This window comes from Methanobrevibacter sp. (assembly GCF_036307625.1).
GTDB lineage: Archaea > Methanobacteriota > Methanobacteria > Methanobacteriales > Methanobacteriaceae > Methanocatella.
Map to the genome: position 1 here is coordinate 1 of NZ_JAXJXF010000030.1, position 21,717 is coordinate 21,717.

The 21,717-nt window shown below is 36.0% G+C and carries 24 protein-coding genes; 12 read left to right on the forward strand and 12 right to left on the reverse strand.

The genetic code is table 11. From position 1 onward, the window contains the following. The first annotated feature begins 352 nt into the window (after positions 1–352). The 7 genes from UIB65_RS01570 (at position 353) to UIB65_RS01600 (ending at position 4,089) form a co-directional block, all read left to right on the forward strand. On the forward strand, positions 353–697 hold the full coding sequence (locus UIB65_RS01570; RefSeq protein ID WP_330039394.1) for a hypothetical protein: 345 nt from the start codon (positions 353–355) through the stop codon (positions 695–697). Positions 698–791: 94 nt separating this feature from the next. Further along, positions 792–1,076: a hypothetical protein gene (locus tag UIB65_RS01575; protein ID WP_330039395.1), complete on the forward strand. Its 285-nt coding sequence runs from the start codon at positions 792–794 to the stop codon at positions 1,074–1,076. A 2-nt stretch (positions 1,077–1,078) separates the two neighbouring features. Then, positions 1,079–1,318, forward strand: a complete 240-nt coding sequence (locus tag UIB65_RS01580) for a hypothetical protein (protein WP_330039396.1) — start codon at positions 1,079–1,081, stop codon at positions 1,316–1,318. Between the two features lie 191 nt (positions 1,319–1,509). After that, positions 1,510–1,884, forward strand: a complete 375-nt coding sequence (locus tag UIB65_RS01585; RefSeq protein WP_330039397.1) for a 30S ribosomal protein S8e — start codon at positions 1,510–1,512, stop codon at positions 1,882–1,884. 105 nt (positions 1,885–1,989) lie between these two features. Next, the gene (gene hypE / locus UIB65_RS01590) at positions 1,990–3,009 is read left to right on the forward strand and encodes a hydrogenase expression/formation protein HypE (RefSeq protein ID WP_330039398.1); all 1,020 of its coding nucleotides are present in this window, start codon (positions 1,990–1,992) and stop codon (positions 3,007–3,009) included. 8 nt (positions 3,010–3,017) lie between these two features. After that, entirely contained in the window at positions 3,018–3,422 is a 405-nt protein-coding gene (locus UIB65_RS01595; RefSeq protein WP_330039399.1) for an RDD family protein, read from the forward strand. Positions 3,423–3,450: 28 nt separating this feature from the next. Beyond that, a complete protein-coding gene (locus UIB65_RS01600; RefSeq protein WP_330039400.1) occupies positions 3,451–4,089 on the forward strand; it encodes a hypothetical protein in 639 nt (212 codons plus the stop codon). A 1-nt stretch (position 4,090) separates the two neighbouring features. Here the strand turns inward: UIB65_RS01600 and UIB65_RS01605 are convergent, their stop codons facing one another. Together UIB65_RS01605 and cas4 are read right to left on the reverse strand one after the other, a co-directional pair. Beyond that, positions 4,091–4,558, reverse strand: a complete 468-nt coding sequence (locus tag UIB65_RS01605) for a thermonuclease family protein (protein WP_330039401.1) — start codon at positions 4,556–4,558, stop codon at positions 4,091–4,093. Between the two features lie 2 nt (positions 4,559–4,560). Continuing rightward, positions 4,561–5,253, reverse strand: coding sequence for a CRISPR-associated protein Cas4 (cas4, locus tag UIB65_RS01610; protein ID WP_330039402.1), 693 nt, complete (start codon positions 5,251–5,253; stop codon positions 4,561–4,563). An 86-nt stretch (positions 5,254–5,339) separates the two neighbouring features. Here cas4 and UIB65_RS01615 point away from each other — a divergent pair, with 86 nt between their 5' ends. Next, positions 5,340–6,200, forward strand: a complete 861-nt coding sequence (locus UIB65_RS01615) for a radical SAM protein (RefSeq protein ID WP_330039403.1) — start codon at positions 5,340–5,342, stop codon at positions 6,198–6,200. 24 nt (positions 6,201–6,224) lie between these two features. Then, positions 6,225–7,508 carry a DEAD/DEAH box helicase gene (locus UIB65_RS01620; protein WP_330039404.1) on the forward strand — a complete coding sequence of 428 codons (1,284 nt, stop codon included), beginning with the start codon at positions 6,225–6,227 and terminating at the stop codon, positions 7,506–7,508. Here the strand turns inward: UIB65_RS01620 and UIB65_RS01625 are convergent, their stop codons facing one another. Genes UIB65_RS01625 through UIB65_RS01650 form a run of 6 tightly spaced genes read right to left on the reverse strand, consistent with a single transcriptional unit; the run spans position 7,509 to position 13,022 of the window. Continuing rightward, complete coding sequence (locus tag UIB65_RS01625; RefSeq protein WP_330039405.1) at positions 7,509–8,312, reverse strand: winged helix-turn-helix transcriptional regulator; 804 nt, start codon at positions 8,310–8,312, stop codon at positions 7,509–7,511. A 53-nt stretch (positions 8,313–8,365) separates the two neighbouring features. Then, complete coding sequence (gene recJ / locus UIB65_RS01630) at positions 8,366–9,772, reverse strand: single-stranded-DNA-specific exonuclease RecJ (protein ID WP_330039406.1); 1,407 nt, start codon at positions 9,770–9,772, stop codon at positions 8,366–8,368. Positions 9,773–9,777: 5 nt separating this feature from the next. Next, positions 9,778–10,047, reverse strand: a complete 270-nt coding sequence (locus tag UIB65_RS01635; RefSeq protein WP_330039407.1) for a signal recognition particle subunit SRP19/SEC65 family protein — start codon at positions 10,045–10,047, stop codon at positions 9,778–9,780. 9 nt (positions 10,048–10,056) lie between these two features. After that, complete coding sequence (gene glf / locus UIB65_RS01640) at positions 10,057–11,151, reverse strand: UDP-galactopyranose mutase (RefSeq protein ID WP_330039408.1); 1,095 nt, start codon at positions 11,149–11,151, stop codon at positions 10,057–10,059. Positions 11,152–11,155: 4 nt separating this feature from the next. After that, on the reverse strand, positions 11,156–12,259 hold the full coding sequence (locus UIB65_RS01645; protein WP_330039409.1) for a glycosyltransferase: 1,104 nt from the start codon (positions 12,257–12,259) through the stop codon (positions 11,156–11,158). Then, positions 12,252–13,022, reverse strand: a complete 771-nt coding sequence (locus UIB65_RS01650) for a uroporphyrinogen-III synthase (RefSeq protein WP_330039410.1) — start codon at positions 13,020–13,022, stop codon at positions 12,252–12,254. Before UIB65_RS01650 ends, UIB65_RS01645 begins: the two co-directional genes overlap by 8 nt. Before the next feature lie 216 nt (positions 13,023–13,238). Between UIB65_RS01650 and UIB65_RS01655 the strand changes: the two genes are divergently transcribed. The 3 genes from UIB65_RS01655 to UIB65_RS01665 all read left to right on the forward strand — a co-directional run bounded on the left by UIB65_RS01655 (position 13,239) and on the right by UIB65_RS01665 (position 15,401). Further along, complete coding sequence (locus tag UIB65_RS01655; protein ID WP_330039411.1) at positions 13,239–13,703, forward strand: flavodoxin; 465 nt, start codon at positions 13,239–13,241, stop codon at positions 13,701–13,703. After that, positions 13,696–14,211 carry a flavodoxin family protein gene (locus UIB65_RS01660; RefSeq protein ID WP_330039412.1) on the forward strand — a complete coding sequence of 172 codons (516 nt, stop codon included), beginning with the start codon at positions 13,696–13,698 and terminating at the stop codon, positions 14,209–14,211. The genes UIB65_RS01655 and UIB65_RS01660 overlap by 8 nt, the downstream gene beginning before the upstream one ends. A 332-nt stretch (positions 14,212–14,543) precedes the next feature. After that, entirely contained in the window at positions 14,544–15,401 is an 858-nt protein-coding gene (locus tag UIB65_RS01665) for a hypothetical protein (RefSeq protein WP_330039413.1), read from the forward strand. A gap of 54 nt (positions 15,402–15,455) precedes the next feature. Here UIB65_RS01665 and UIB65_RS01670 read toward each other — a convergent pair whose 3' ends face one another. From UIB65_RS01670 to UIB65_RS01685, 4 genes are all read right to left on the reverse strand, one after another. Then, positions 15,456–17,024 (reverse strand): hypothetical protein, encoded by a 1,569-nt coding sequence (locus UIB65_RS01670; RefSeq protein ID WP_330039414.1) that lies wholly within the window; start codon positions 17,022–17,024, stop codon positions 15,456–15,458. A gap of 60 nt (positions 17,025–17,084) precedes the next feature. Beyond that, the gene (locus tag UIB65_RS01675) at positions 17,085–20,411 is read right to left on the reverse strand and encodes a DEAD/DEAH box helicase (protein WP_330039415.1); all 3,327 of its coding nucleotides are present in this window, start codon (positions 20,409–20,411) and stop codon (positions 17,085–17,087) included. Beyond that, positions 20,344–20,607 carry a hypothetical protein gene (locus tag UIB65_RS01680; protein ID WP_330039416.1) on the reverse strand — a complete coding sequence of 88 codons (264 nt, stop codon included), beginning with the start codon at positions 20,605–20,607 and terminating at the stop codon, positions 20,344–20,346. The genes UIB65_RS01675 and UIB65_RS01680 overlap by 68 nt, the downstream gene beginning before the upstream one ends. Positions 20,608–20,740: 133 nt before the next feature. Next, positions 20,741–21,508, reverse strand: coding sequence for a hypothetical protein (locus UIB65_RS01685; protein WP_330039417.1), 768 nt, complete (start codon positions 21,506–21,508; stop codon positions 20,741–20,743). Positions 21,509–21,717 lie beyond the last annotated feature (209 nt).

Sequence of the window (21,717 nt, forward strand, 5' to 3'; positions counted from 1 at the left end):
CGGCATATCTCTTTTTGCTTACAAAGAATCCTCTTCTGTAAAATCCTTCATATTCCAGCTCCATGCTTTCGGGAAGTGTTGAATTGAGATAAGTTAGGAATTTTTGAGCTTGCGCTTTGATTTCAGCTTCAAGTTCGGTCTGTTCTTTTGTCTCTTGAACCATTTTGACACCTATTTAAACTATATTTGTTGTACTTTTAATATTTTTCTAAACAATTTTATGATATTCTATCAATTTTATTGCCTTCATATTAAATTATTTAGGTTAAAAACTCCACCATATTACTTTTTAAATGCTCTTGAGCTTTATTTATATTTTAAATTTGACATAGTATGTGTGAGGTTTGATAAAATGGAAAAAAGATTAATATCAAGTTATGATGAAATAAATGATACCTTTGTAGGTAAAGTAGATGGTGAAAATGGATATGTGGTAGATTATGGAATTGGTAATGGAATTTTTTTAAGAATTAATAACTCCAATTTGCCAACATCCGTTTTCATTCCTAACGCTTCTGAAGTTTTGGACGTCTCTAAAAGCATGCTGGAAAGTTCTGATGTTAAGATTGGAATCATGTGCGATGAGGTGAACCTGACATTCATTCTCTGCATTGAAAATTTGCTGGTTTATTCAACTGAATGCAAAAACGACTTCGGAATTCCAAATTTGAATTGTGTAATAGATTGTAATGTCTAAATTACAAATCTATTTTTTTATTTTTTAAATTTTTGTTAATGTTTAAATATGAGTTAATTAAATAATTATAATAATTATTGGATAAGGCGATATTATGAACAATGAAAAAATCAATATTGATTCAGCTGAGGAAATAGTTATTGTGGTTCCTGAAGAAGCAGTTAAGGATGGGGAATTGGAAATAGATTTGGACGAGTTGGGAATTGATGTTGAATCATTAGGTGAGGACGTTAATATTGTAATTCAGGTTGAAGGTGCAGAAGACCTTGGCGATGATTTATTGGATGATGAGGACTATCTCGAAGAGCCGAATGAATGGTATTTTGACGATGATCCTTATGATATTGTTTATTATGAATTTGTCAATGATGAGGATTGATTATGGTTAAGGAAGTTCCATATTATACCTTGGATGAAAATGGCAATTCCCAATGTATCTCTTCAAATGGTGAAGCATATATTGATGATGAAGATTTAAGAGAATTGCTGATTGATTTTTTAGGAGATTCTGTTTCTGAAGAGGAAATTCAGGAAATACTCGATGCAGCTTCCGATGAGAATCTTAGTGAAGAGGATTTCGATAAGCTGATTGATAATTTTATTTTGAAAAATAAAAAATAAAATCCCTATTTTTCATTAAAAAATAAAACATTTATATATAATGATAAAGTAATATTTTATTATCATTATTCTTTAGGGCTCTTTATTGCTCTCATAATTGAACTGTTATTTTTTCTTGCTTTACAGTTTTAATTGAAAGAGTCTTATTGACGCGATTATTAATTATAGATTATATTTATTTAGGTGAAATAATGGCAATTTCTCAAGGAAAATCAACTAGAAGTCCATCTGGTGCAAGAAATGTTGCAAACCGTGGAAAAAGAAAAGCTGAATTAGGAAGAGATCCAGCTGAAACTAGATTAGATGAAAAAAAATTAAGAAAAATTAGAACTCGTGGCGGAAATGAGAAACTCAGATTAGCTACTGGTAACAAAATCAACCTTACTGACGCTAATGGTAAAACCCAAGTTGTAGATATTCTTGGAGTAATTGAAAACACCGCAAACCCTAACTACGTAAGAAGGAACATCATTACCAAAGGTGCTATTGTAGAAACTCCTGAAGGTAATGCTAAAGTAACTTCCAGACCTGGTCAAGACGGTGTTATTAACGGAATTTTAATTTAAAGATTTTTCTTTAAATTCTCTTTTTTTTTAATTTTTTTTACTAATAATTATATACTTGTTTTTACATATATTATCTTATTAAATATTATTTATTTAGGAGATAAAATGTCAGATGATAAAATTAATATGAATCATGGTGCTGGTGGAGAGGTAATGGCTAACTTGATTGCCAGCACAGTTTTAGATAATATCACTAAAAAAAGTGTAAACGGTGGTATTAGCTTAGATGATTTGGATGATGGTGCATCTATTCCATTGGGTGATTATGAGATTGTTGTTACAACTGATGGTCACACTATTGATCCATTATTCTTCCCTGGTGGAGATATTGGTAGAATTTCAGCTGCAGGAACAATTAATGATGTTTCTGTAATGGGTGCTCGTCCATTAGCAATTTCCAATGCAATTATTATGCAAGAGGGATTTCCTATTGAAGATTTGGATAGGATAATGAAATCTTTAAATGAAGCTTGTGAAGAAGTTGATGTTGCAGTAATTACAGGGGATACAAAGGTAATGCCTCAGGACAAGCTTGACGGTATTGTGATGGTAACTACTGGTATTGGAATAGCTAAAAAAGGAGAACTGGTTCGTGATTCTGGTTTGGAAGTTGGTGATAAGATTATTATCACCGGCAGTTTGGGAGATCACGGAATGAGTTTAATGTCATTCAGAGAAGGTTTTGGTTTTGAAACCGATTTGAAATCTGATGTTGCTCCTATGTGGAATATTATTAATAAAGCTTTAGAGATTGGTGGAGTTACAGCAATGAAAGACCCTACCCGTGGAGGTTTTGCAAATGCCATTAATGAGATGGCCTCAAAAGCGGGAGTGGGAGTTGTGCTTGAACAAGACGCAATTCCAATCAGAAATGAAGTTCATGCTGTATCTGAAATGTTGGGTATTGATCCATTTGAAGTAGCCAATGAAGGAAAGGTTGTCATGGGTGTTAAGGCCGACAAGGCTGAATCAGTTCTTGAAGCTATTAAAGGCGAAAAATATGGTGAAAATGCAGCGATAATAGGTGAAGTTGTAGAAGGGGATTATGTAATTGTTAATACTCCTATTGGTGGTGAAAGAATTCTTGAAGCTCCAATTGCAGATCCCGTTCCAAGAGTTTGTTAGGTGATTAAATGGCAAGTGTATTTTCAAGAAGAGTGGTTGCATATATTCTTGATTTTTTTGTGGTTTCAGCATTTATGTGGATTATATCTTATTTATGTTACTTTTTGATGAATCCATATGAAACATATAGTGTTTATCAATTTTTCCCAATTATATTGCCGATTATAATATTATTGTACTTCATATTGCTTGAAAAAACAAAAGGTGCTACCGTTGGTAAAGCGTTAATGTATTTGGAAGTCAGGTCAAGAAATGGGGCAAGAATCAATTGGGCTCAGGCTATTGTGCGTAATCTATCAAAAGTTTATTGGGTTCCAATTATCTTTGATTGGGCTATTGGTAAACTGTTAAAATCAAACAATAGAATATTGGGTGACATTACAAAAACCGTTGTTATAGATGAGCTGAGATAAGCTCCTATCTCTTATTTTTTTGAATATTATGATTAAAAAAGTTCAAGTTTTATGGTATCTAAACAAAGAGGATTTAGAGAATTATTGCATTGATTTTAAGGAATATAAGTCACATAAGCTTGAAGGTTATGAAATCTGTGATGTGGATGAAGACCTGATTTATGATTTGTGTGACATTGATTCGGATAGATTGGAGCCAATTGGATATTTCAAAAACAAAAAAGAAATTGAAAACTATGTTTCCGATTTTATAACAAATAATGAATTTGAGTTGAGTTTGGATTCGCCTGAACTTAAAAACAAAATCGATAATGCAATAGACTCAATTGATTTTTCAGGTGAAGATTATTACATTTCCGTTGGATTGGGCATTGGCAGCGATGAAAATAAGATTGTCAGCTGGTTTGATTCACTTAAAAATGAGTATAAAACATTGACCCGTGAAAAGTTATGGGTTTTGGCGGTTACAGGCTATGATCCTTATGATTTGTCCTTGACCGGAAAAACTTTATCATTCATTCTGGCGGATATTTTAAATCTTAATGAATCTTCATTGGATAGTTTAATTCCAAATAAGGGTCGCATCACTCCTGAAGAATGGAATGAAATATTGGAAAAAGTTTACAAGAAAAATAAAATATATTTGGGTTTAAATAGAGTTGTTTAACTCATATTTCTCCCTTTTTAAATTCACTAGGTTCGAAATAGGATATCTCGGCCAGCTGGTTTTCGATTAATTCCTTGTTGATGTCCTCATTATCGGTATATACGATAGCAAGTATTCTTCCGTACTTGTCTTTAGGTTGCTTGTCATCGATATCCAGATATACTGTTTTTCCAAGGCATTTGTCTTCAACAAATTTTTTAGAATCACTGAATCCGGGGTCTGTGTTTTTAGGTGTTTTGACCTGTGCTAGCTGAACTTTCCCGACACCGTATACCTGAATTGTATTTCCATCAATTACCTCAACACATTTTCCTGCATTTTCATAGTGTATTGTTTTGTTGTTGATGTTTACTGTTCCTGTTTTGTTTTCAATGGTGTTCGATTCGTGAAGCAGTGAGTTGGCTATTGTAAGTGAAATGCCGGCTAAAAATATAATCAGTAGAATGATTGAAACTTTTTGCTTGTCCATGTTTACACTTTTTTGTAGTGTTCGCAGTATCTTTTGTATCTGCAGGATCTGCATTTGTTTGGGTTTTTTGTTGCAACAAACGGTCTTGATCCGTCCAAAAGTCCCTGCATCCGCTCGATTGTAAACTCAATTTCCTTTTCGACTTCTGGTGTAAATATCTCAATCCAGAATAGATTGCTGGTTCCACGTTCTCTCAAGGCTGCCTTGATGATTCTGGAATCGTTGGTCATGTCTTTAAATGCAAGGCAATATGCTCTTACCTGATTCATTGTTGATTGGTATGGTGTTCTTCCCGGTTTGTCGTCGATTATTACAATTTCTTCTGGTGTCATCCAGATTTCATCGATGTATCCTCTGATTCCGTAGCTTGGTGATATGACAAAACATTCTCTGGACATGCTTGCTTCACTTTTGGATAGTTCAACGGTCTCTTCGAATGTTGCGGGGGTTGCATCCTGTTTGAATATGTTTTCAAGCTGGTTGTGGATTTCGCTTCCATGGGTCATTGCACTTGTAGGGGCAGTTTCTATACCTTTCATGTATTCGAGATATATCTGGTATTCGCAATATCCTTGCTGGTTGAGCCAACTAATTGGGAAATTATTTTTACCTTCAATAATTTGAATGCCTTTTATGTCAGGATGCTTTTTGCTTTCATATTCTTTTTCATATCCTGTAATGTTTTTTTGCTGCATATTTTTAATTTGTTTTTTTTAATACTTATTAGTTTACAACTGCTCTTCAGATTTTTTTATATACTCTTTTAAATAAACTTAACTTCATGCACTATGTTTCCTCTAAAAGTATCCTTTCGAAAAACAATGGAATGAATTTGTATCGTGGATGCAGCCATGGCTGCATATACTGTGATTCCAGAAGCAAAGTTTACGGCATGAAACATGAATTCGAGGATATTGAAGTAAAGGAAAATGCTTTGCAATTGCTTAAGCGTGAACTGATGAAAAGACCGAAATCCATGATTGGGACAGGTGCAATGACTGACCCATACATTCCATTGGAAAATCGCTTAAAATTTGTGAGAAAATCACTGGAGTTAATTGACAGGTATGGTTTTGGTTTTACATGCATTACAAAATCTGATTTGATTTTAAGGGACTTGGATTTGCTTAAAAAAATCAACTCCAATACTAAGGCAGTTGTTCAGATGACATTGACAACCGCCGATGATGACCTGTGCAGTATTCTTGAGCCTAATGTCTGCAATACCTCAAGGCGCATTGAAGTTCTCAATATCTTAAAGGATGAGGGGATATCTACCGTTGTCTGGCTATGTCCGATTTTGCCTTATATCAATGATACAAGCGAAAACATCAATTCAATTTTGGATTCATGCATTGATGCTGATGTTAAAGGGATAATATGCTATGGGATGGGTCTGACTTTAAGAGAAGGCAATCGGGAATATTTCTATGAAAAACTTGACCATCATTTTCCTGGATTAAAAGATAGGTATATGAAGGAATTTGGAAATAGCTATTCGATTCCATCTCCAAACAGTGAAGAATTGATGAACCTTTTTTTCAAAAGAACATCTAGAAATAACATCCTAAACAATCCCCGTGAAATATTTGAGTATTTGAATGATTTTCCCCAAAAGTCCCGTCAGACTAAATTAATTTAAATAACTGTTTTTCTAAATATTAACATGATGAATTTTGATGATTTAGATATTTGCGATGATATTAAAAGCGCCATTGCAGAGATGGGTTTTAAAAACATGACTCCCATACAGAAAATGGCAATTCCCGAGGCATTGTCCGGCAAGGATGTCATTGGTCAGGCTCAAACAGGCACCGGCAAAACTGTTGCATTTTCGATTCCGATTCTTGAAAGGATTTTCATTCCAGACAGGTCTCCTCAAGCCATCATACTGTGTCCAACCAGAGAGCTGTCAATTCAGGTTGCAGAGGAAATCTCAAAAATTGGAAAAAACATTAAAAAGCTTAAGGTTTTGGCGGTTTATGGTGGCCAACCCATCGGAAAACAAACCCGAGTATTGAAAAAAGGGGTCCATATTGTTGTTGGAACTCCTGGCCGTGTCATTGACCATATTGAAAGGGGAAATCTTGATTTGATAGGTGTTGAAAGGGTTGTCCTGGATGAAGCCGATGAAATGCTCGACATGGGATTTCGGGATGACATTGAACTGATTTTAAATAAAACTCCTCATCAAAGACAGACATTGCTTTTTTCCGCCACAATTCCAAATGAGGTCAGGACCCTTGCTAAAAAATACCAGAAAAATCCTAAATTTGTAAAAATCGCATCAAATAAGAAAAACATTCCAAAAATTACCCAATATTCATTCAAAACTTTAAATAAAACAAAATTCAATGATTTGTGCAAGCTGATTGATGCATGGGATATTAAACTTGCTTTGATATTTTCCAATACCAAAAAGGGAGTTGATTTTCTTTCTAAAAATCTCAAAAAGAACAGATATTCCGTTGATTCGATTCATGGGGACATGACCCAAAAGGTCAGGGACAAGGTAATGAATAAATTTAGAAACGGAAATATCAATATTCTTGTTGCAACGGATGTTGCGGCCCGAGGAATAGATGTGGATGATATTGAGGTTGTAATAAACTATGACGTTCCGCAAAATCCTGAAAATTACATCCACAGAATTGGAAGAACCGCCAGGGCTGGAAATAAGGGTTATGCATTTACTCTGGTAACTCCACAGGACAATCATAATCTGATTAATATTAAAAAGAACTATAAAGTCAAAATCACTGAAAAAAGTGTTCCATCATCTAAAGAAATTGAAAACATCAAGAATAAACGTGTAATTGATGAGGTTATAAAGATTATTCAAAAAGAGGATTTGGATGATTATATAAAAATAATTGAAAGTAACTCTAAAGGAAATGTTTCCAGTGTAGAGTTAGCTGCAGCATTATTAAAAATGGTAAGGAAAAATTAGTTATTTTCCACCATCAATAATGTTGAATTTGATTTTTTCGTTTTCAAGCTCACGGATAAATGCTTTACTCATGTCTCCAACGCATATTGCAATGACATTCAATCCTTTACGGGCGGCATTTGCAGTTGCATGAGGAGCTGCAAATTCAATGTCTATTGGAATGTTGAGCTTGTTTGCAACGGCACGAGCAACAGTTCCGGCAACAGCAATCTTATCTATTTTATTTCCGCTGTTGGTTCCATTTTTATAGATGTTGCTGATCAGTTCCATATCACAGGATTTTGAACCGCCGTCCTTTATTGTAGGAACAGTGATGACTGTAACCTCGCCTACTGTCATATCAATCATGCCTGTAAGATTGGTTAATGATACGTCACTTTTTGCTTCGGCATCTTCCAAAACAACGCCTGTAGCATTTTCTTCTTTTTTATGAGCATATAAAACTCCATCTTTCATGAAAAGTCCGACAATATCGTCTTTTTTCAAATCTTCAGTTGCAATGGCAGGCCATATTGTCTTATAATGATTCATTGTTTCGAGAACAGAATCAGTATATTTCCTTAAGCTTATTGCATCTCTTTTGACTTTGTCAATGCCTGCTTGAGTTATTTTATATGGGGATCTACCGTCTTTGGATGTAATGTATCCCAGTTCTATTAATGTTTTAATGTTTTCGGAAACCGCTTGTATAGTAATTCCCAAACTTTTAGCCAAATCTTTTTGTTTGAGGTGTGGGTCTTGTTTAGATATTTCACTTAAAATTTGAAAATGTGTAAGTGCACCTCTTTTTTTAAATGCTTTCATAATTTTTCATCCCTCTATTATGATAGTATTATTTATATAGTTTATTATTTATATTAGTTTGTAAGTTTTCCGGTTAATTTTTCATTAAACATTTCTATGAATTCCTGTTTTTTATCGATTGGTATATAGGCACCACATGCCATTGCATGTCCTCCGCCAGTACCTCCTACTTCATTTGCTATTTCGCGGATTATCTGTCCGAAATGTATTCCATCATATGAAAGTAATCTTGAGCATCTCAGTGAAATCTTAAGTCCCGCATCGTCAGTTTGGGTAAATCCGATAATAGGCTTTTTCCAGTTGCAGTATCCCAAAATCATTCCGGTAACTGTTCCGACAATTTCCGGTTTGATTCCGGTTCCATCGAAGTATTGGAGGTTTTCCAATTCTATAATGTTTGTCTCATCGCTTTCTGCGATTTTTGAAATTGATGTTGCCAGATTATAACGGTGGGTTTTGCTGATTGCTTCAAGCTGGTCGAGGGCTTCTATTCTGTCTCCCTTCAGCACTTCCATAGCCACTTTTTCTTCATGATTCCTTCCGCATGCGTTCATGGCGGTTGAAAATTCAGACCCGTCCCTCAGGAAACTGTCTTCATCTTCTTTTAGGAAAGTATAGGAATCTCCGATAATCAGTTGGGGAATGTATTTTATGTATCTTCCGGGAACAACCTTGGATATCATTTCAACAAGCTTCTGGAAAAGTCTGCTTTTTTCCTCCATTGTCAGTTCATTCAATGTTTTTCTGTTGTGCTTTTCATCAATACCCAGTTCTTCCAGAATTGCCATGGTTTCTGTGGTATTGTTTGTAATCGGCAGCTGAACGTCACTGAAATAGGAAAGCGCAACAAACAGCGGACGGGTATTCCTTCCATAGATGTTTATGTCGTTTTCTATCAGTTCGAGATATCCTCCGTCAATGGCATCCTGCTGGATTATTCTGTTCAATCCTTCAAAATGACCTGTCTTTGTATTTTGCATATCTCCAATGGCTGATAAAACTCCAATCCAACTCAAATCACTGTATCCGAATTCACGGGCTAAAAAATAGCATAATCCTCCTCCGCATACATAGTATGACCCGTCAATGCCATGATGGATTGGGTTGATTTCAAGATATGTATATTCCTTGTCGTCTGCATAGTCCAAGTCCCTCAATGGCGGGTGGTGGTCAAGGATTATTATTTTCTGATTTTCCTTGGCTTTTGTATCGATTCTCTGGCCTGAACCCAAATCCGAAAATATTGTGAGTTCATGGTCGAGGTCTATATCATCTAAGACGTCTAGATTGACGAAATCGATGTCATGCTCTTTATTCTGTCTGTCTAGGATGGTTGATAATATTGCGCCTGAACAGATTCCGTCGCAGTCTATGTGTGAGTAGATTTTAATGTCATCGGAGTTTTCGATAATCTCTCTTGCCTGGCGGTACTGTTCAGACATCAGCTGTGGTATTTCCATAGTAATCATTTTCTAGTTTCTTTAATTTTTAAACTTATTTCACGAATGAGGTCTAATTTTGTTCCTTCCCATTCTACCAATACTCTTCCTGATTTTTCATACCATTTTCCGGGATATGAAAATTCCTTTTGCACATTGTATGTCAGGTTAAGTCTTTTGAGTGCAGTTTCAATGTCGTGCACTGTCGGTTCTCTGACGCAGTCCGCTTTGGCGATTTTCCTGCCTTCGGAAAGACTTAAGTTTTTGTCTAAATATTGTGGCCATACTGTAATCATATTTAACACCTATCTAATTTGATTTTCAAAGATGTCCAATGCATCCCTTACAACCAGATCCATATTGTAGTATTTGTATTTGGCTAATCTGCCTGCAAAGATTACATTTTCCTCTTTTTCCATTTCAGCTTCATATAGTTTGAATTTATCCAAATATTCCTGGGTCGGATAAGGGTAGCATTTCTCACCGTTGAATCCAGGATATTCCCTCATGATTGCGGTTTTGCCCTCCACATCCTGCCAGGTCAGTTTCTTAAACTCGGTAATTCTTGTAAAGTAAGGGTCATTGGGATAGTTGACTACTGCAACTTCCTGGAATGAATCCTCATCCAAGATTTCATAAACGAAGTTTAAACATCGATATAACAGTTCTCCGTATTTGTAATCGTAAAAGTAATCAATAGGACCTGTATAGATTAAGGTTTCATAATTAATCTTGTCGATATAATCCTTGTAATCTGACTTGAGGCCTATATGGATATTGTCGCTTTTTGCCATATTTTCGCACATTTTGGTGAAACCTTCTTTCGGCATTCCCTGATATGTGTCTGCAAAGTATCTGTCGTCATGGTTAAACCTGAAAGGTATTCTTGAAATGACACTTGAGCTTAAGTTTGCGGCTGAGGTTCCCCATTGCTTTTCTGTGTAGTTTTTAAATAACTTTTCGTAAATGTCACGGCCTGCATTTTTCAATACCACGTCTTCAGAGGATTTCACTTCATCAATGTCCTCCTTGTGCTCGTCAATCCATTGGCGCATTGAGTCCTCATCCAAATCAAGGTCATATAATGCATTCAATGTGTCGATGCAAATAGGCATAGGCACGAGCTTTCCGTCAACATAGCTTAAGACTCTGTGGACATAATCGTTCCATTCTGTAAATTGCGAAAGGTAATCGTGGACCTTCTTGTCGTTTGTGTGGTAAATGTGGGGTCCGTACTTTTGAATTAAGATGCCGTTGTCATAAAAGTCATATACGTTTCCGCCGATGTGGTCTCTCTTTTCTATTACAAGCACTTTTTCGTCCAGTTCATTTGCTATTCTTTCAGCTATTGTCAAACCGGAAAGGCCGGCACCGACAATTACGTATTTATAGTCTGCCATCATTTCACTCCTTTGAAAGTTGTATCTTGGTTTCGATTGCTGTTGTCATTGAACTCAAAAGCATTCTTGATTTCAAATCGGTTTTATGAATCTTTTTGAGTTTGTTAACCTTTTTCAGCAATAATCTGTTCTCGTCCTTGGTAAACGGAGAGTTTTTCCAGGTGTGCATCCAGTGAAGCAGATGCGGATTTAGTGATACTGTCTGCACATTCTTTGAAAAGCCTTCCGTACGTTTTCTGCAGTAGATGTATGCCTCCATCAGCTCATCAAGAAGCCTTACATTGACTGTATTTGTAATGGATTTGTCGTCAGGCAGGTCCCTGATGTAGTAGTCATATGAAATGAAATTATTTAGGTATACAATTCCTTTGGCATTCAAAAGGGCTTCCAGGGTGAATGCCATATCGTCTCCTGAAACGAACTTCTTAAATCTGATATTATTGTCCATTATCAGTTCCCTTTTGTATATTTTACACCATACTGAAGGCTGCATTTTCAGCATGTCGGGCTCCTGTTCGATGCTGTCGACATGTATGATGTCTATCGGCCTGTCTCGAGGATAGGTTATCTCCAAGGTCTTGCCGTAAAGAACCCTTTCAACAACATTGTCCCAAACGACATCTGGAATGTCTAAAAAGTTTGCAGACTCAAAGGTTTCATCGGGATATGCCTTTTCAAGCTCATCCTCATAAGGAGAGTAGGATTTCTGGACATACCCTCCATATTCGAATATTCTTCTGAATCTTGCAAATGCCATGTCGACATCGTATTTTTTAATTGTATTGTATAATGTCTCGCATGCATCTGGGGTGTATCTGTCGTCAGGGTCTAAAAACATTATGTAATCACCGGTGGCTGCTTCAATGCCTGTGTTACGCGGGGTATGTGCACCTCCGCTGTTGGTTTCATGATGAATCGCTACACAGCAGTCATATTTTTCAGCATATTCCTCGATTACCTTATCTGATCCGTCTGTAGAGCAATCGTTAACCATGATTATTTCCAGATTTTCATTTCCGATTGTTTGGTTTATAAGAGAGTCGATTCCACCTCTAAGATGGTCTCCAACATTAAAAATTGGTAGGATAATGCTTATCTTATCATTCATTTTCTTTTCTCCATGTCTTGAATAATAATTCCATCATGTCTGGAACTGTGTAAGTGTCAGGGTAAATGTAGGCAATATTATATTTTTTCAAAACCTTTGCGGTAATCGGGCCAATGCAGACAACTAACAGGTTGTCATTTAAAAGCTGTGCAAGTTTTTCTTTATTTTCTGCTATCTGGAAGAAATTTTCAACAGTCAGAGGACTTGTAAAAGTGATTGCATCGATTTCCTTATTTTCGATTTTTTGTATCAGTTCCTGCACTGCATTTTCATCCATCGGGAACAGTGATTTGTATGCTTCGGCCAAAATAACTTCATTTCCAAGTTTTTCAAGTTCCTGTGGAAGAACTGGCCTTGCAGAAGCGGTTCTTGGAATGCCTATGGTTTTTTTGGTAATTTCACGTTTTTTGAACTCTTCAATCAGGCCTTCGGCTGTAAAGTCTTCAGGCATCAAATCAACAGTCAGTCCATTTTTTTCAGCTAATTTTCCGGTTTTATTACCAATAACAGCTAATTTGCACTTTAAAGTTGGAATAAAATCGGGATAGAATTTATTCAGTGAAACGATAGTTGTTGGAGATGTAAATATAATCCAATCCAGTTCATCTTTTTTGGCTACCAGATTTTTTAGAGATTCTGTGTTGACAGGCTCCAAATCAAGTGTCGGTGCAAGAATTGCACTTCCACCTAGGTTTTCTACAATCTCACAAGCCTTTTTTGCCCTATCCTTTGGCCTTGTTATTGCAACAACAGGTTTTGACATTTTATATTACCTTCATTAATTTATAATATTATATGTTTTGTTTTTATTGGTTTAAATTATTTGTGTAATCATTAATTCTCATGTAAAAGAATGCTATGAAATGCTGTTAAAAAACAATTATTATTTAATTGGCACAATATTTTACCAGACTGGTAATTGTTGCATATGTAAACAATTATATAATATAATCTCCTTATTTTTAAATAGGTGATAAATATGAGCAATGTATTGATAACATATTTCTCAGCAAGCGGAGTAACAAAAAGCGTAGCGGAAAAGATAGCAGATGAAAACGGCTATGACATTTTTGAAATAACTCCTGTGGAAAAGTATACTGCAGCGGATTTGGACTATATGGACAAAAACTCAAGGTCAACCATTGAAATGAATGATAAAAGTTTCAGACCTCCAATCGCCGAAACATGTGATGTTTCTGGCTATGACGTTGTAGCTATCGGCTTTCCCGTATGGTGGTACACCGCACCGACAATAATCAACACATTCATAGAAAGCGTTGACTTGAAAGGAAAGACAATTAAGGTTTTCTGCACATCCGGGGGATCAGGCGTTGACAAGTGCGTAAGCGACCTTCAAAAGGCATATCCGGAGCTTGACTTTGCAAAAGGTATGAGGTTCATGGGAAATGTCTCAAAAGCAAAGGGGTGGATTGAAGATGAGTAAAAAGGTAGTAATCATAAGTTCATCTCCCAGAAAGGGCCAAAATTCAGATACCTTGTGTGATGAATTTTTAAGGGGCACTCAGGATGCAGGCCATGAAGTGGTCAAATATTTCCTTGAAGACATCGAGTTTTCATCATGCAAAGCATGCTACAAGTGCAAGACTCCTGAGATGAAGTGCTTTCAGGATGACGGCATAGCAGAAATCCTTGATGACATGATGGATGCTGATGTGATAGTCTATGCGACTCCAGTATATTACTTTGAGATGTGCGGAACACTTAAAATGTTTTTCGACAGGTGCTATCCGATATTCAGGCATCTTGAAAACAAGGATTTCTATATAATTCTGGCTGCAGGAAGCAGTTGCGGCGATGCACTGACAGGACTTAAGAGTTTCATAGGATTTGCCAAAAATCCGACAATAAAAGAAGTGTTTGAAGTATTTGGAAATGCAAAATCACAAAAAGATACTTTGAAAAAAGTATATGGTGCAGGTTTGAACTGCTAAAATAAAAATTAGGAAAGAAATCAATCTTTCCTATCCTTTAAATGGATTTTGGCATCAATTTCACAATCAAAGATTAATTGATGATTTTTATATTTCTTGTTTTTTGTTCCGTTTTCATAGATTTTTGGATGATTTTTCAAAATGTGTGCTGCTCTATGTTTTTGCTTGAATTAATGGTTTTTTATTTTTTTTATTCCTATTTTTTTAATAAAATTGCCAATACTTTGTTTTTTTATTTATAGATATTAATATTGCTTTAAATCAATATAAAAAGATTTATATTCATTTAATTTTAAATTTAATGATAATCAATAGTTAAAGGAGGTGTTGGTATGAAATTTCATGAAGATGTAATTTTTAAAAATGATGGTCAACAATATGGTCAGGAATTCATTGAAATCTTAAATATCAAAGGGAAAATAATAGAAATTCCTCAAACTGAATATAGTATATTGGATCCGAAAATGTACAAGCCCGATTTGGTGTTTGAGCTTGAAGACAAAATAATAATACTTGAATTTCAAAGTAATTATGTGGATATAAATGATAAGAAAAGATTTAGATTTTACACGGCATTATTTGATTATTTAAAAAATTCAACTCATAAAAACATTGAATTGCATGTTTTAAGTACTATGGAGGTGGAAAAAACTAAATGTTATAAGATAAATCCAGAATCTAGATTTCCAATATATGTTCATTCACTCAAAAATTATGACAGCAATAAATTTTTAAATATCATTAAGATAAAAATAAAAAATAAAGTTGTATTGTCCAAAAAGGAATTACTCTTGTTAACTTTACTTTGTTTCATGGACTCTGATGAATCAATTAATCAGAATATACTAAACTCAGCAGAAACAATAACTGATATTCCTAACTTGAATGTTGATATGGAACAATTTGCTAAGGGAGTAATTTTAATGTTGTGTGATAAATTTGTAGATGATGAACTGCTAAACATTAAAATTTCAAATTTGGTTGGTGGAAACATGAAAATAGTAGAAGATTATGCTCAAAGAGTGGCACAAGAAGCAGTTAAGAAAGAAAAAGAAAAATTTGAATCTGAATTAGAATCAAAAGATGAAAATTTAGTCATTAATTTAAGTAAAGAAGGTTATAGTGTTAAAGATATTGCAAGAATTGCTGATGTTAGCATTTCATTTGTAAACCAAACATTGTCAAAATAACTTTCCATGGCTTATTTTTTTAAAAATTAAAATTAGGAAAGAAATCAATCTTTCCTATCCTTTAAATGGGTTTGAACTGTCGTAGGTCTTTCCGTTGACGGTTAGCTTGTAGCTGCCGTAGTCAATTTTTCCGGATACTGCTAGAGAAGATAGTGAACTGTCACCGGTCAGTGTCCAGGTTGATCCGTCAGCAACATTGACGGTAGTGTTTCCGGTTGAGTTGATAGCACCTTTGAATTCGGTATTTTTCATGGTCCAGTTGAGGGAACTGATGTTGTCGACAATAACGTTTCCGTCTATTTTTTCACTGTCTGTTTTTAACTCAGCATTTCCTCCGTTGGAGCCTGTAGTTCCCCATTGGTTTTGGCTTGAAATTTCTAAAAATGTTCCGCTTCCAAAGCTGAATTCGGTATTTTTCAAATCGATTACGCATGCTGTGTTGGTTACATGAAACATCGGAGCTTCCTTGTAGACTGATGATTCCTGAGGGATTGTGAGTTTTGAGTCTTTTGCTGTGAAAAGTGATGTTCCGACATCAGCGTCTCCGCTCATACTTTGGTATATGAATATTCCGCCCAAATCCACATAGTTGTCGCCGTCTTTTCTGTTACCTTCACTGTAGCCTGTCAAATCGGAGTTTGTCACTCCAATGGAATTTTTACCTTCGATACATGCAATTTGAGATACGTAGGATGTTCCTTTGGTATTTTCAATGGTAATATTTCCGGTTGAATATATTAAAGGTGATCCTCTGCCGCTGGTTTTGCTGACGCCTGTATTGATTTCAGAGTTTTTGACGTGCACTTCACCTTCGCCCCTGTCGGTTGCAAGAGCAGCACAGCTTTGCCCGTCGGTATTGATGATAATGTTTTCAGCGTTGATTTTGCCTTTGTAGGTTGCATCAAGACCTCTTGACTTGTCTGAGTGTGTTGTGATTTTAACGTTTTTGATGGTTGCTTGTGTATTTCCGCTCACATCACTTGCACCTGACGGATCTCCGCCACTGTTTCCAGAATTCTGTCCACCTTCACCTGATGGCATTTCTGGAGGTTGTCCTCCGCCTCCACCCTGTGAGTTGTCGCCACCATTTCCGGTTGCTTCTGGAGGTTGTCCTCCATCGCCGCTCGGGGATGAATTTTCACTGACTGCTTTTGAGGGTTGTGATCCTTCAGAAGACCCTCCCTGTGGGGAGGTGCTGCTTGAAGCTTCGGAATTGGTTACAAAAATGCCGTTTGAACCTTTTGAATTTGTATTTATTTCAACATTTGAAATGTCCAATGTTCCGTTGGTGTTGACTAAAATAGCGGAGTTGACACCATAAAAGTCAGCATCATCTCCTGAAGTTGCAGTATCACCGGTTTTGTTAACCAATGAATCTTTTATAGTTAATTTACCATTATTTGTTACTAAAATAGAATTCAAATCACTTGAACTGGCAGAAACCAATCCTTTTTCCTTTGAATCTTTGCTATCGTTTACTACAATATTTCCCATATCTTTTAGTGCATTTGCATCGATATTGACAGAATTTCCTATTTGTGATGATGTATTGTTTGAAAGTGCAAATGCTCCTACAATAATTATCACGACTGCAATTGTTGCAATCAAAAGTTTTCTGTTCATAAGAGTAATAACTCGCATGTTGTATTTAAAAATTTGGATACTATTTAAACAGGGTCTCTGCTATTTTCTTAATTTCAGCATGTTTTTTAAATCTTTGGTGTTCATCTCGGTAATGAATGTCTCTCCGTTTCCTACGGTCAATTGGGCCAGTTCCTCTTTATCATGAATCATTTCGTTGATTTTTTCTTCAAATGTGCCTTTGGTGATGAATCTGTAAACCATTACATTTTCCTTTTGTCCGATTCTGTATGCCCTGTCTGTGGCCTGGTTTTCAACTGCCGGATTCCACCACAAATCATAATGTATTACGTTTTGAGCGGCAGTCAGGTTCAGTCCGGTTCCGCCGGCCTTTAGGGAAATGATGAAAATCCTATTTTGAGGGTTATTTTGGAATTTCTTAATAAGTTCATCTCTTTTTGAACGGCTTAGGGATCCATGCAGGAATAGCACCTCTTCGCCGAACTTGTCTTCAACCAGTTTTTTAATAATCTCGCCCATTTTAACGTATTGGGTAAAAATAAGGACTTTTTCATTGGCTTGAAGGATATTTTCCAAGATGTACATCAAGACTTCCGTTTTCCCGGATTCAGTGATGTCCTGTGATGTGCTTTTTGTAAACTGGGAAGGATGATTGCAGATTTGCTTTAATGAATTTATCAATTTCAAAACCAGCCCTCTTCTTTTAATTCCTTCATTTGCCTCAACTTCCGCCATTGACGAGTCAAGGGTTTCCTTGTAAAGCGCAACCTGCTCTTTGGTTAAATTGCAGTAGATATCATTGACGATTTTATCCGGCAAATCCTTGATGATGTTCTTGTCGCTTTTAAGACGCCTTAGGATAAATGGCTGTGTGATTTGTCTGAAGTTATTTAAAGTGTCCTGATTTTTCTCCTTTTCAATTGGGACAATGTAATTTTGCCTGAACTTCTTGAGGCTTGTTAGATATCCTTTGTTTGTAAAGTCAAATATGCTCCAGTATTCGGATAATCTGTTTTCAACGGGAGTACCGGACATTGCAATTTTATGCTTTGCCTTTATGGACTTGACCGCTTTTGTCTGTTTTGTTCCTGGATTTTTGATGTTTTGCGCTTCATCGATAATGCATAGGAACCATTTATGCCTTTTGAACTTTGCAAGGTCGCTTCTTAGGACTCCATATGATGTCAGATAAATGTCATATTTCTTCTTGGTGAATCTTCTGCTGCTTCCGTGGAAAATGTATGAAGTCAAATCCGGTGTGAATTTTCTGATTTCCTCCTGCCAGTTCGTAAGCAGGCTTGTCGGGGCAATGACCAATACATGTTCCTTTTCAAGGTAACCTTCCTGCTTGAAGTACTGGACGGCTGTTAAAACCTGCAGGGTTTTTCCAAGACCCATGTCATCGGCCAGTATGCTTCCAAAGCCTGTCCTGATGTTTTGAACAAGCCAGGAAAATCCTCTTTTCTGATAGTCCCTCAACTTGGCGGTAATGTTTTGTGGAACATTGACATCATCGAATTGTGTGATGCTTTCTATAAGCTTGTCAAACTCCCCATCCACTTCAACATCATCTTCCATAATCTCTCCACTCAGCACTGCTTTTGTAATGTCATGGCGATTCAGCTTTTCAGGCAGCCTGTCAATTTGCTTTATCAGGGACTTGACATCCCGTTCATCAAGCATTACATATTCATTGGCAATCTTGACAAGGCCTCTTGATTTTTCGGCAAGCCTTTTAAATTCTTCAGGTGAACAGCTCGTATTTCCGATTGCAACTTTCCAGTTGAAGCAGGTAAGGTCATTGAATGTAATGTAAGACTGCTCGTTTTGTGAAGTGATGTCAAGTTTGAGCTTTGGTTTGAAGATTTTCTGCAGGCTTTTCGGCAGAATAATTTTAAGCCCCATTACTTCAAACAAAGGCAAAGTATTCAAAAAGAAATTCGTGAAGTCATCTAAATTCAGCTCGAGATTTTCATTTAAGCTGAGGGTTTCGTTGAATTTCGGATAGATTTCATTGATGATGTATGTGTCCTTAAGAAGATTTGTCTTTAACAGTGGATTATTGGTTTTTCCGATTGCATCATAAATGTTTTCCATCTCGTCATTGACGCAGATGCCCACATTAAATCCCTTGACGGTCTCTTCAACAAGAAGATACAAGTCATAATCTCTTGAACTCATTTGAAACCTGCTTAACCATTGACTGATTGCTTCAGGGGTTGTTGGGGATTTCTTGAACTTTTGCGGCTTTATAAAAAATAATCTGAAGACATCTTCCTCGTAGTTTTTTCGGATTGTCTGTGACGTGCCATGACTCAGGTATTTTTCGAAAAATCCCTTCACAAACAGGCTTGTCGCCGTGATAATCTGGTCTTTTCTTGAGATTTCGGAGTTTTTAAATGTAATTAATTCATCAGGGCATTGTCCAGTCAAGGCATCTATGATTTTGGAGATTTCCCTATCGAATATTGCCGGAATCCATCTGATGTGATATGTTTTGCCTGATTTGAATAGTTCTGGAATATGAGCATGCTTTTTAATCAGCTCTAAACTGAACTGATAGACCATATTAAGGAATCTGATGTCCTCGTTGAATTTGTTGATGTTGCTTTCGCCAAGTTCTGTGAAAAATCCAAAAAGCAAAGATTCATCAGTGATGGGGCAGGTCTTCTCTGTTGTGATTTTGGAAATCTCATAGTTGTTGTTGATGTTTAGCTTGAAATCATCCCATTGGTTGGGCATGCCCCAGCGCTTAAGAAATATTTCCTCAAGCCAGTCATCGTATTCGTCTTCCTCGCCTTTAAAGTTATCAAACTCATAATCAACTTCTCCATATTCCTCATAAGTTTCAGGTCCCCGGCGGGTGTAATTTTCGCATCGGCTTTTGGCGAACCGGGCCATTGATTTGTAGGCGCTGTCCAAAATTCCTCTGAAATCCTTCGCATAAAAGACAGGATTTTCATCCAGAAGCTGAAATATCTGTGCGTGCAGGTCGGGGATTTTGGAAAAGTCCAGCTGCGAATTCTCTGGGTTGTCTGAGTTTTCAAAAAGCTCTGAAATGTCCTTGACGCTTGTTGGCTCAATTTCCAGGTTTAATGAGTCAAGCAAATCAAGGCCTCTGAGCTTAAAAATAAGAAATGGATCTTTATCAATTTCCAATGCAATCATATAGACCAATCCGGCAATGTGCTTGCAGATTGTAGCGTAATCCGGGCAGTTGCAGTCAGTGTTCAAATCCCTGTGTGAAGTTGGAAAAACGTTGACTTTTTGGCTTTTCAAAAGGTCATAGACTTCTTGGAGAAGCTTGCAGTTTAAAAGGGCAGACATTACTGTGGGATTTTCATAGATTGTTTTGATAATGGTGTTTTTTTTCACTTTGGCTGAACTGCTTGAACTCAACGCTGACATTATAGAAGCTCTGATAATTTCCTTTGACTTTGGCCAGGGCAAATTTGTCGTTGATTATGATGTCATAAACCCTGCCTGTGTTTGCATAGGTTTTACCACGGCCGATACGGTTGGCGTAATCCACTCCCTTAAGGGCATCCAGCCATTTTTCTCCCCACCATGTTTTTGTGATTGGTCTTGAAGCCATTTCAATCATCACATTTAATGTTAAGTTAATTATGTTCTGTTTTTGGAATTATAAATAGTTTTTCTTTGCTTTAAAGTTAATATTGCGGAGTAAGAACAATCTTACCTGATTTGGAAGTGAATGCATATTGGATATTGTTTCATTATAATACGATACCATTAATTATGCTCATATTTCTTTCAACATATGATTTTTCAGCATTGCTGAATTCGCCGTTTTCAAATAAAAAATAAATATATTCCCTATAATAGTATGCTATATCATACCATGCATCATCATCCCAATAAATCTGGTCTATGAATAAGTTCATTATATCGTTCAGTAGTCTGTAGGCTAATCTGTATTCCTTTTGTTCAATTAAAGTGCAGATGTCTTTTTTGATGAAATTCTTAAGGGGAGTTCTCATATTGTGGAGTTTGTAGTATCCGAATTCCTTTCCCCCATTTCTCAAAATCCGTTTAAGTTTTCTTTCATAGGCTTTAGAATCAATCAAAGATTCTGTGCTGAATTGCTTGATGAAGTTGTATTTGAGTTTTGGGTCTTTTTTAAATTCTTTTTTGAGGAATTTCTTAAGTTTTGATTCGGATATTATTTTTATCTCATTGCTGATGTCAATGTCTGAAATTTTTTCATGTTCACTGTCATCTGTGAAATCTTCCAGTATCTCAGGAAACTCCTCCAGAAAATACAGCACTCCTGCCTCATGAGCACATGATGATTTTTTAGAGCAACTGCAGGACATGTCAAATAGTAAGTTGTCCTGTAAAATAAGTTCGACATTGAACTCATTTTTTGATTTAATGTCTGCTTTGAAAGTGTATCCGTCATAGCTAATATTTTCAATATTGTTTTTGTATTTAAGTCCTTGTTTTAATGTTTTTTCATTGAAATTATTTTTCCAGCAGTTCATATTAACACATTTGTTATATATGGAAAAATATACTATAAAATCTTTAAATATGCAATAGCATTCAAAATCAAATATTTATATAATAATTTAGTTTCAGATTAGTTCACGAATGTTTTTATACAAAATGTATGCCAATAATTTCATCTAAAAATTACTTCGTGTTTGTAAAATTGCTTTGAATTTGTAATATTACATGGATTTATCGTGAA

Coding starts and splice junctions, on each gene's coding strand:
- UIB65_RS01575 (WP_330039395.1), top strand. CDS start 792: ATGAACAATGAAAAAATCAATATTGATTCAGCTGAGGAAATAGTTATT.
- UIB65_RS01580 (WP_330039396.1), top strand. CDS start 1,079: ATGGTTAAGGAAGTTCCATATTATACCTTGGATGAAAATGGCAATTCC.
- UIB65_RS01655 (WP_330039411.1), top strand. CDS start 13,239: ATGAGCAATGTATTGATAACATATTTCTCAGCAAGCGGAGTAACAAAA.
- hypE (WP_330039398.1), top strand. CDS start 1,990: ATGTCAGATGATAAAATTAATATGAATCATGGTGCTGGTGGAGAGGTA.
- recJ (WP_330039406.1), bottom strand. CDS start 9,772: ATGGAAATACCACAGCTGATGTCTGAACAGTACCGCCAGGCAAGAGAG.
- UIB65_RS01635 (WP_330039407.1), bottom strand. CDS start 10,047: ATGATTACAGTATGGCCACAATATTTAGACAAAAACTTAAGTCTTTCC.
- UIB65_RS01615 (WP_330039403.1), top strand. CDS start 5,340: ATGCACTATGTTTCCTCTAAAAGTATCCTTTCGAAAAACAATGGAATG.
- UIB65_RS01600 (WP_330039400.1), top strand. CDS start 3,451: ATGATTAAAAAAGTTCAAGTTTTATGGTATCTAAACAAAGAGGATTTA.
- UIB65_RS01685 (WP_330039417.1), bottom strand. CDS start 21,508: ATGAACTGCTGGAAAAATAATTTCAATGAAAAAACATTAAAACAAGGA.
- UIB65_RS01595 (WP_330039399.1), top strand. CDS start 3,018: ATGGCAAGTGTATTTTCAAGAAGAGTGGTTGCATATATTCTTGATTTT.
- UIB65_RS01620 (WP_330039404.1), top strand. CDS start 6,225: ATGATGAATTTTGATGATTTAGATATTTGCGATGATATTAAAAGCGCC.
- UIB65_RS01585 (WP_330039397.1), top strand. CDS start 1,510: ATGGCAATTTCTCAAGGAAAATCAACTAGAAGTCCATCTGGTGCAAGA.
- UIB65_RS01665 (WP_330039413.1), top strand. CDS start 14,544: ATGAAATTTCATGAAGATGTAATTTTTAAAAATGATGGTCAACAATAT.
- cas4 (WP_330039402.1), bottom strand. CDS start 5,253: ATGCAGCAAAAAAACATTACAGGATATGAAAAAGAATATGAAAGCAAA.
- UIB65_RS01625 (WP_330039405.1), bottom strand. CDS start 8,312: ATGAAAGCATTTAAAAAAAGAGGTGCACTTACACATTTTCAAATTTTA.
- glf (WP_330039408.1), bottom strand. CDS start 11,151: ATGGCAGACTATAAATACGTAATTGTCGGTGCCGGCCTTTCCGGTTTG.
- UIB65_RS01670 (WP_330039414.1), bottom strand. CDS start 17,024: ATGAACAGAAAACTTTTGATTGCAACAATTGCAGTCGTGATAATTATT.
- UIB65_RS01680 (WP_330039416.1), bottom strand. CDS start 20,607: ATGATTGAAATGGCTTCAAGACCAATCACAAAAACATGGTGGGGAGAA.
- UIB65_RS01570 (WP_330039394.1), top strand. CDS start 353: ATGGAAAAAAGATTAATATCAAGTTATGATGAAATAAATGATACCTTT.
- UIB65_RS01650 (WP_330039410.1), bottom strand. CDS start 13,022: ATGTCAAAACCTGTTGTTGCAATAACAAGGCCAAAGGATAGGGCAAAA.
- UIB65_RS01645 (WP_330039409.1), bottom strand. CDS start 12,259: ATGAATGATAAGATAAGCATTATCCTACCAATTTTTAATGTTGGAGAC.
- UIB65_RS01675 (WP_330039415.1), bottom strand. CDS start 20,411: ATGTCAGCGTTGAGTTCAAGCAGTTCAGCCAAAGTGAAAAAAAACACC.
- UIB65_RS01605 (WP_330039401.1), bottom strand. CDS start 4,558: ATGGACAAGCAAAAAGTTTCAATCATTCTACTGATTATATTTTTAGCC.
- UIB65_RS01660 (WP_330039412.1), top strand. CDS start 13,696: ATGAGTAAAAAGGTAGTAATCATAAGTTCATCTCCCAGAAAGGGCCAA.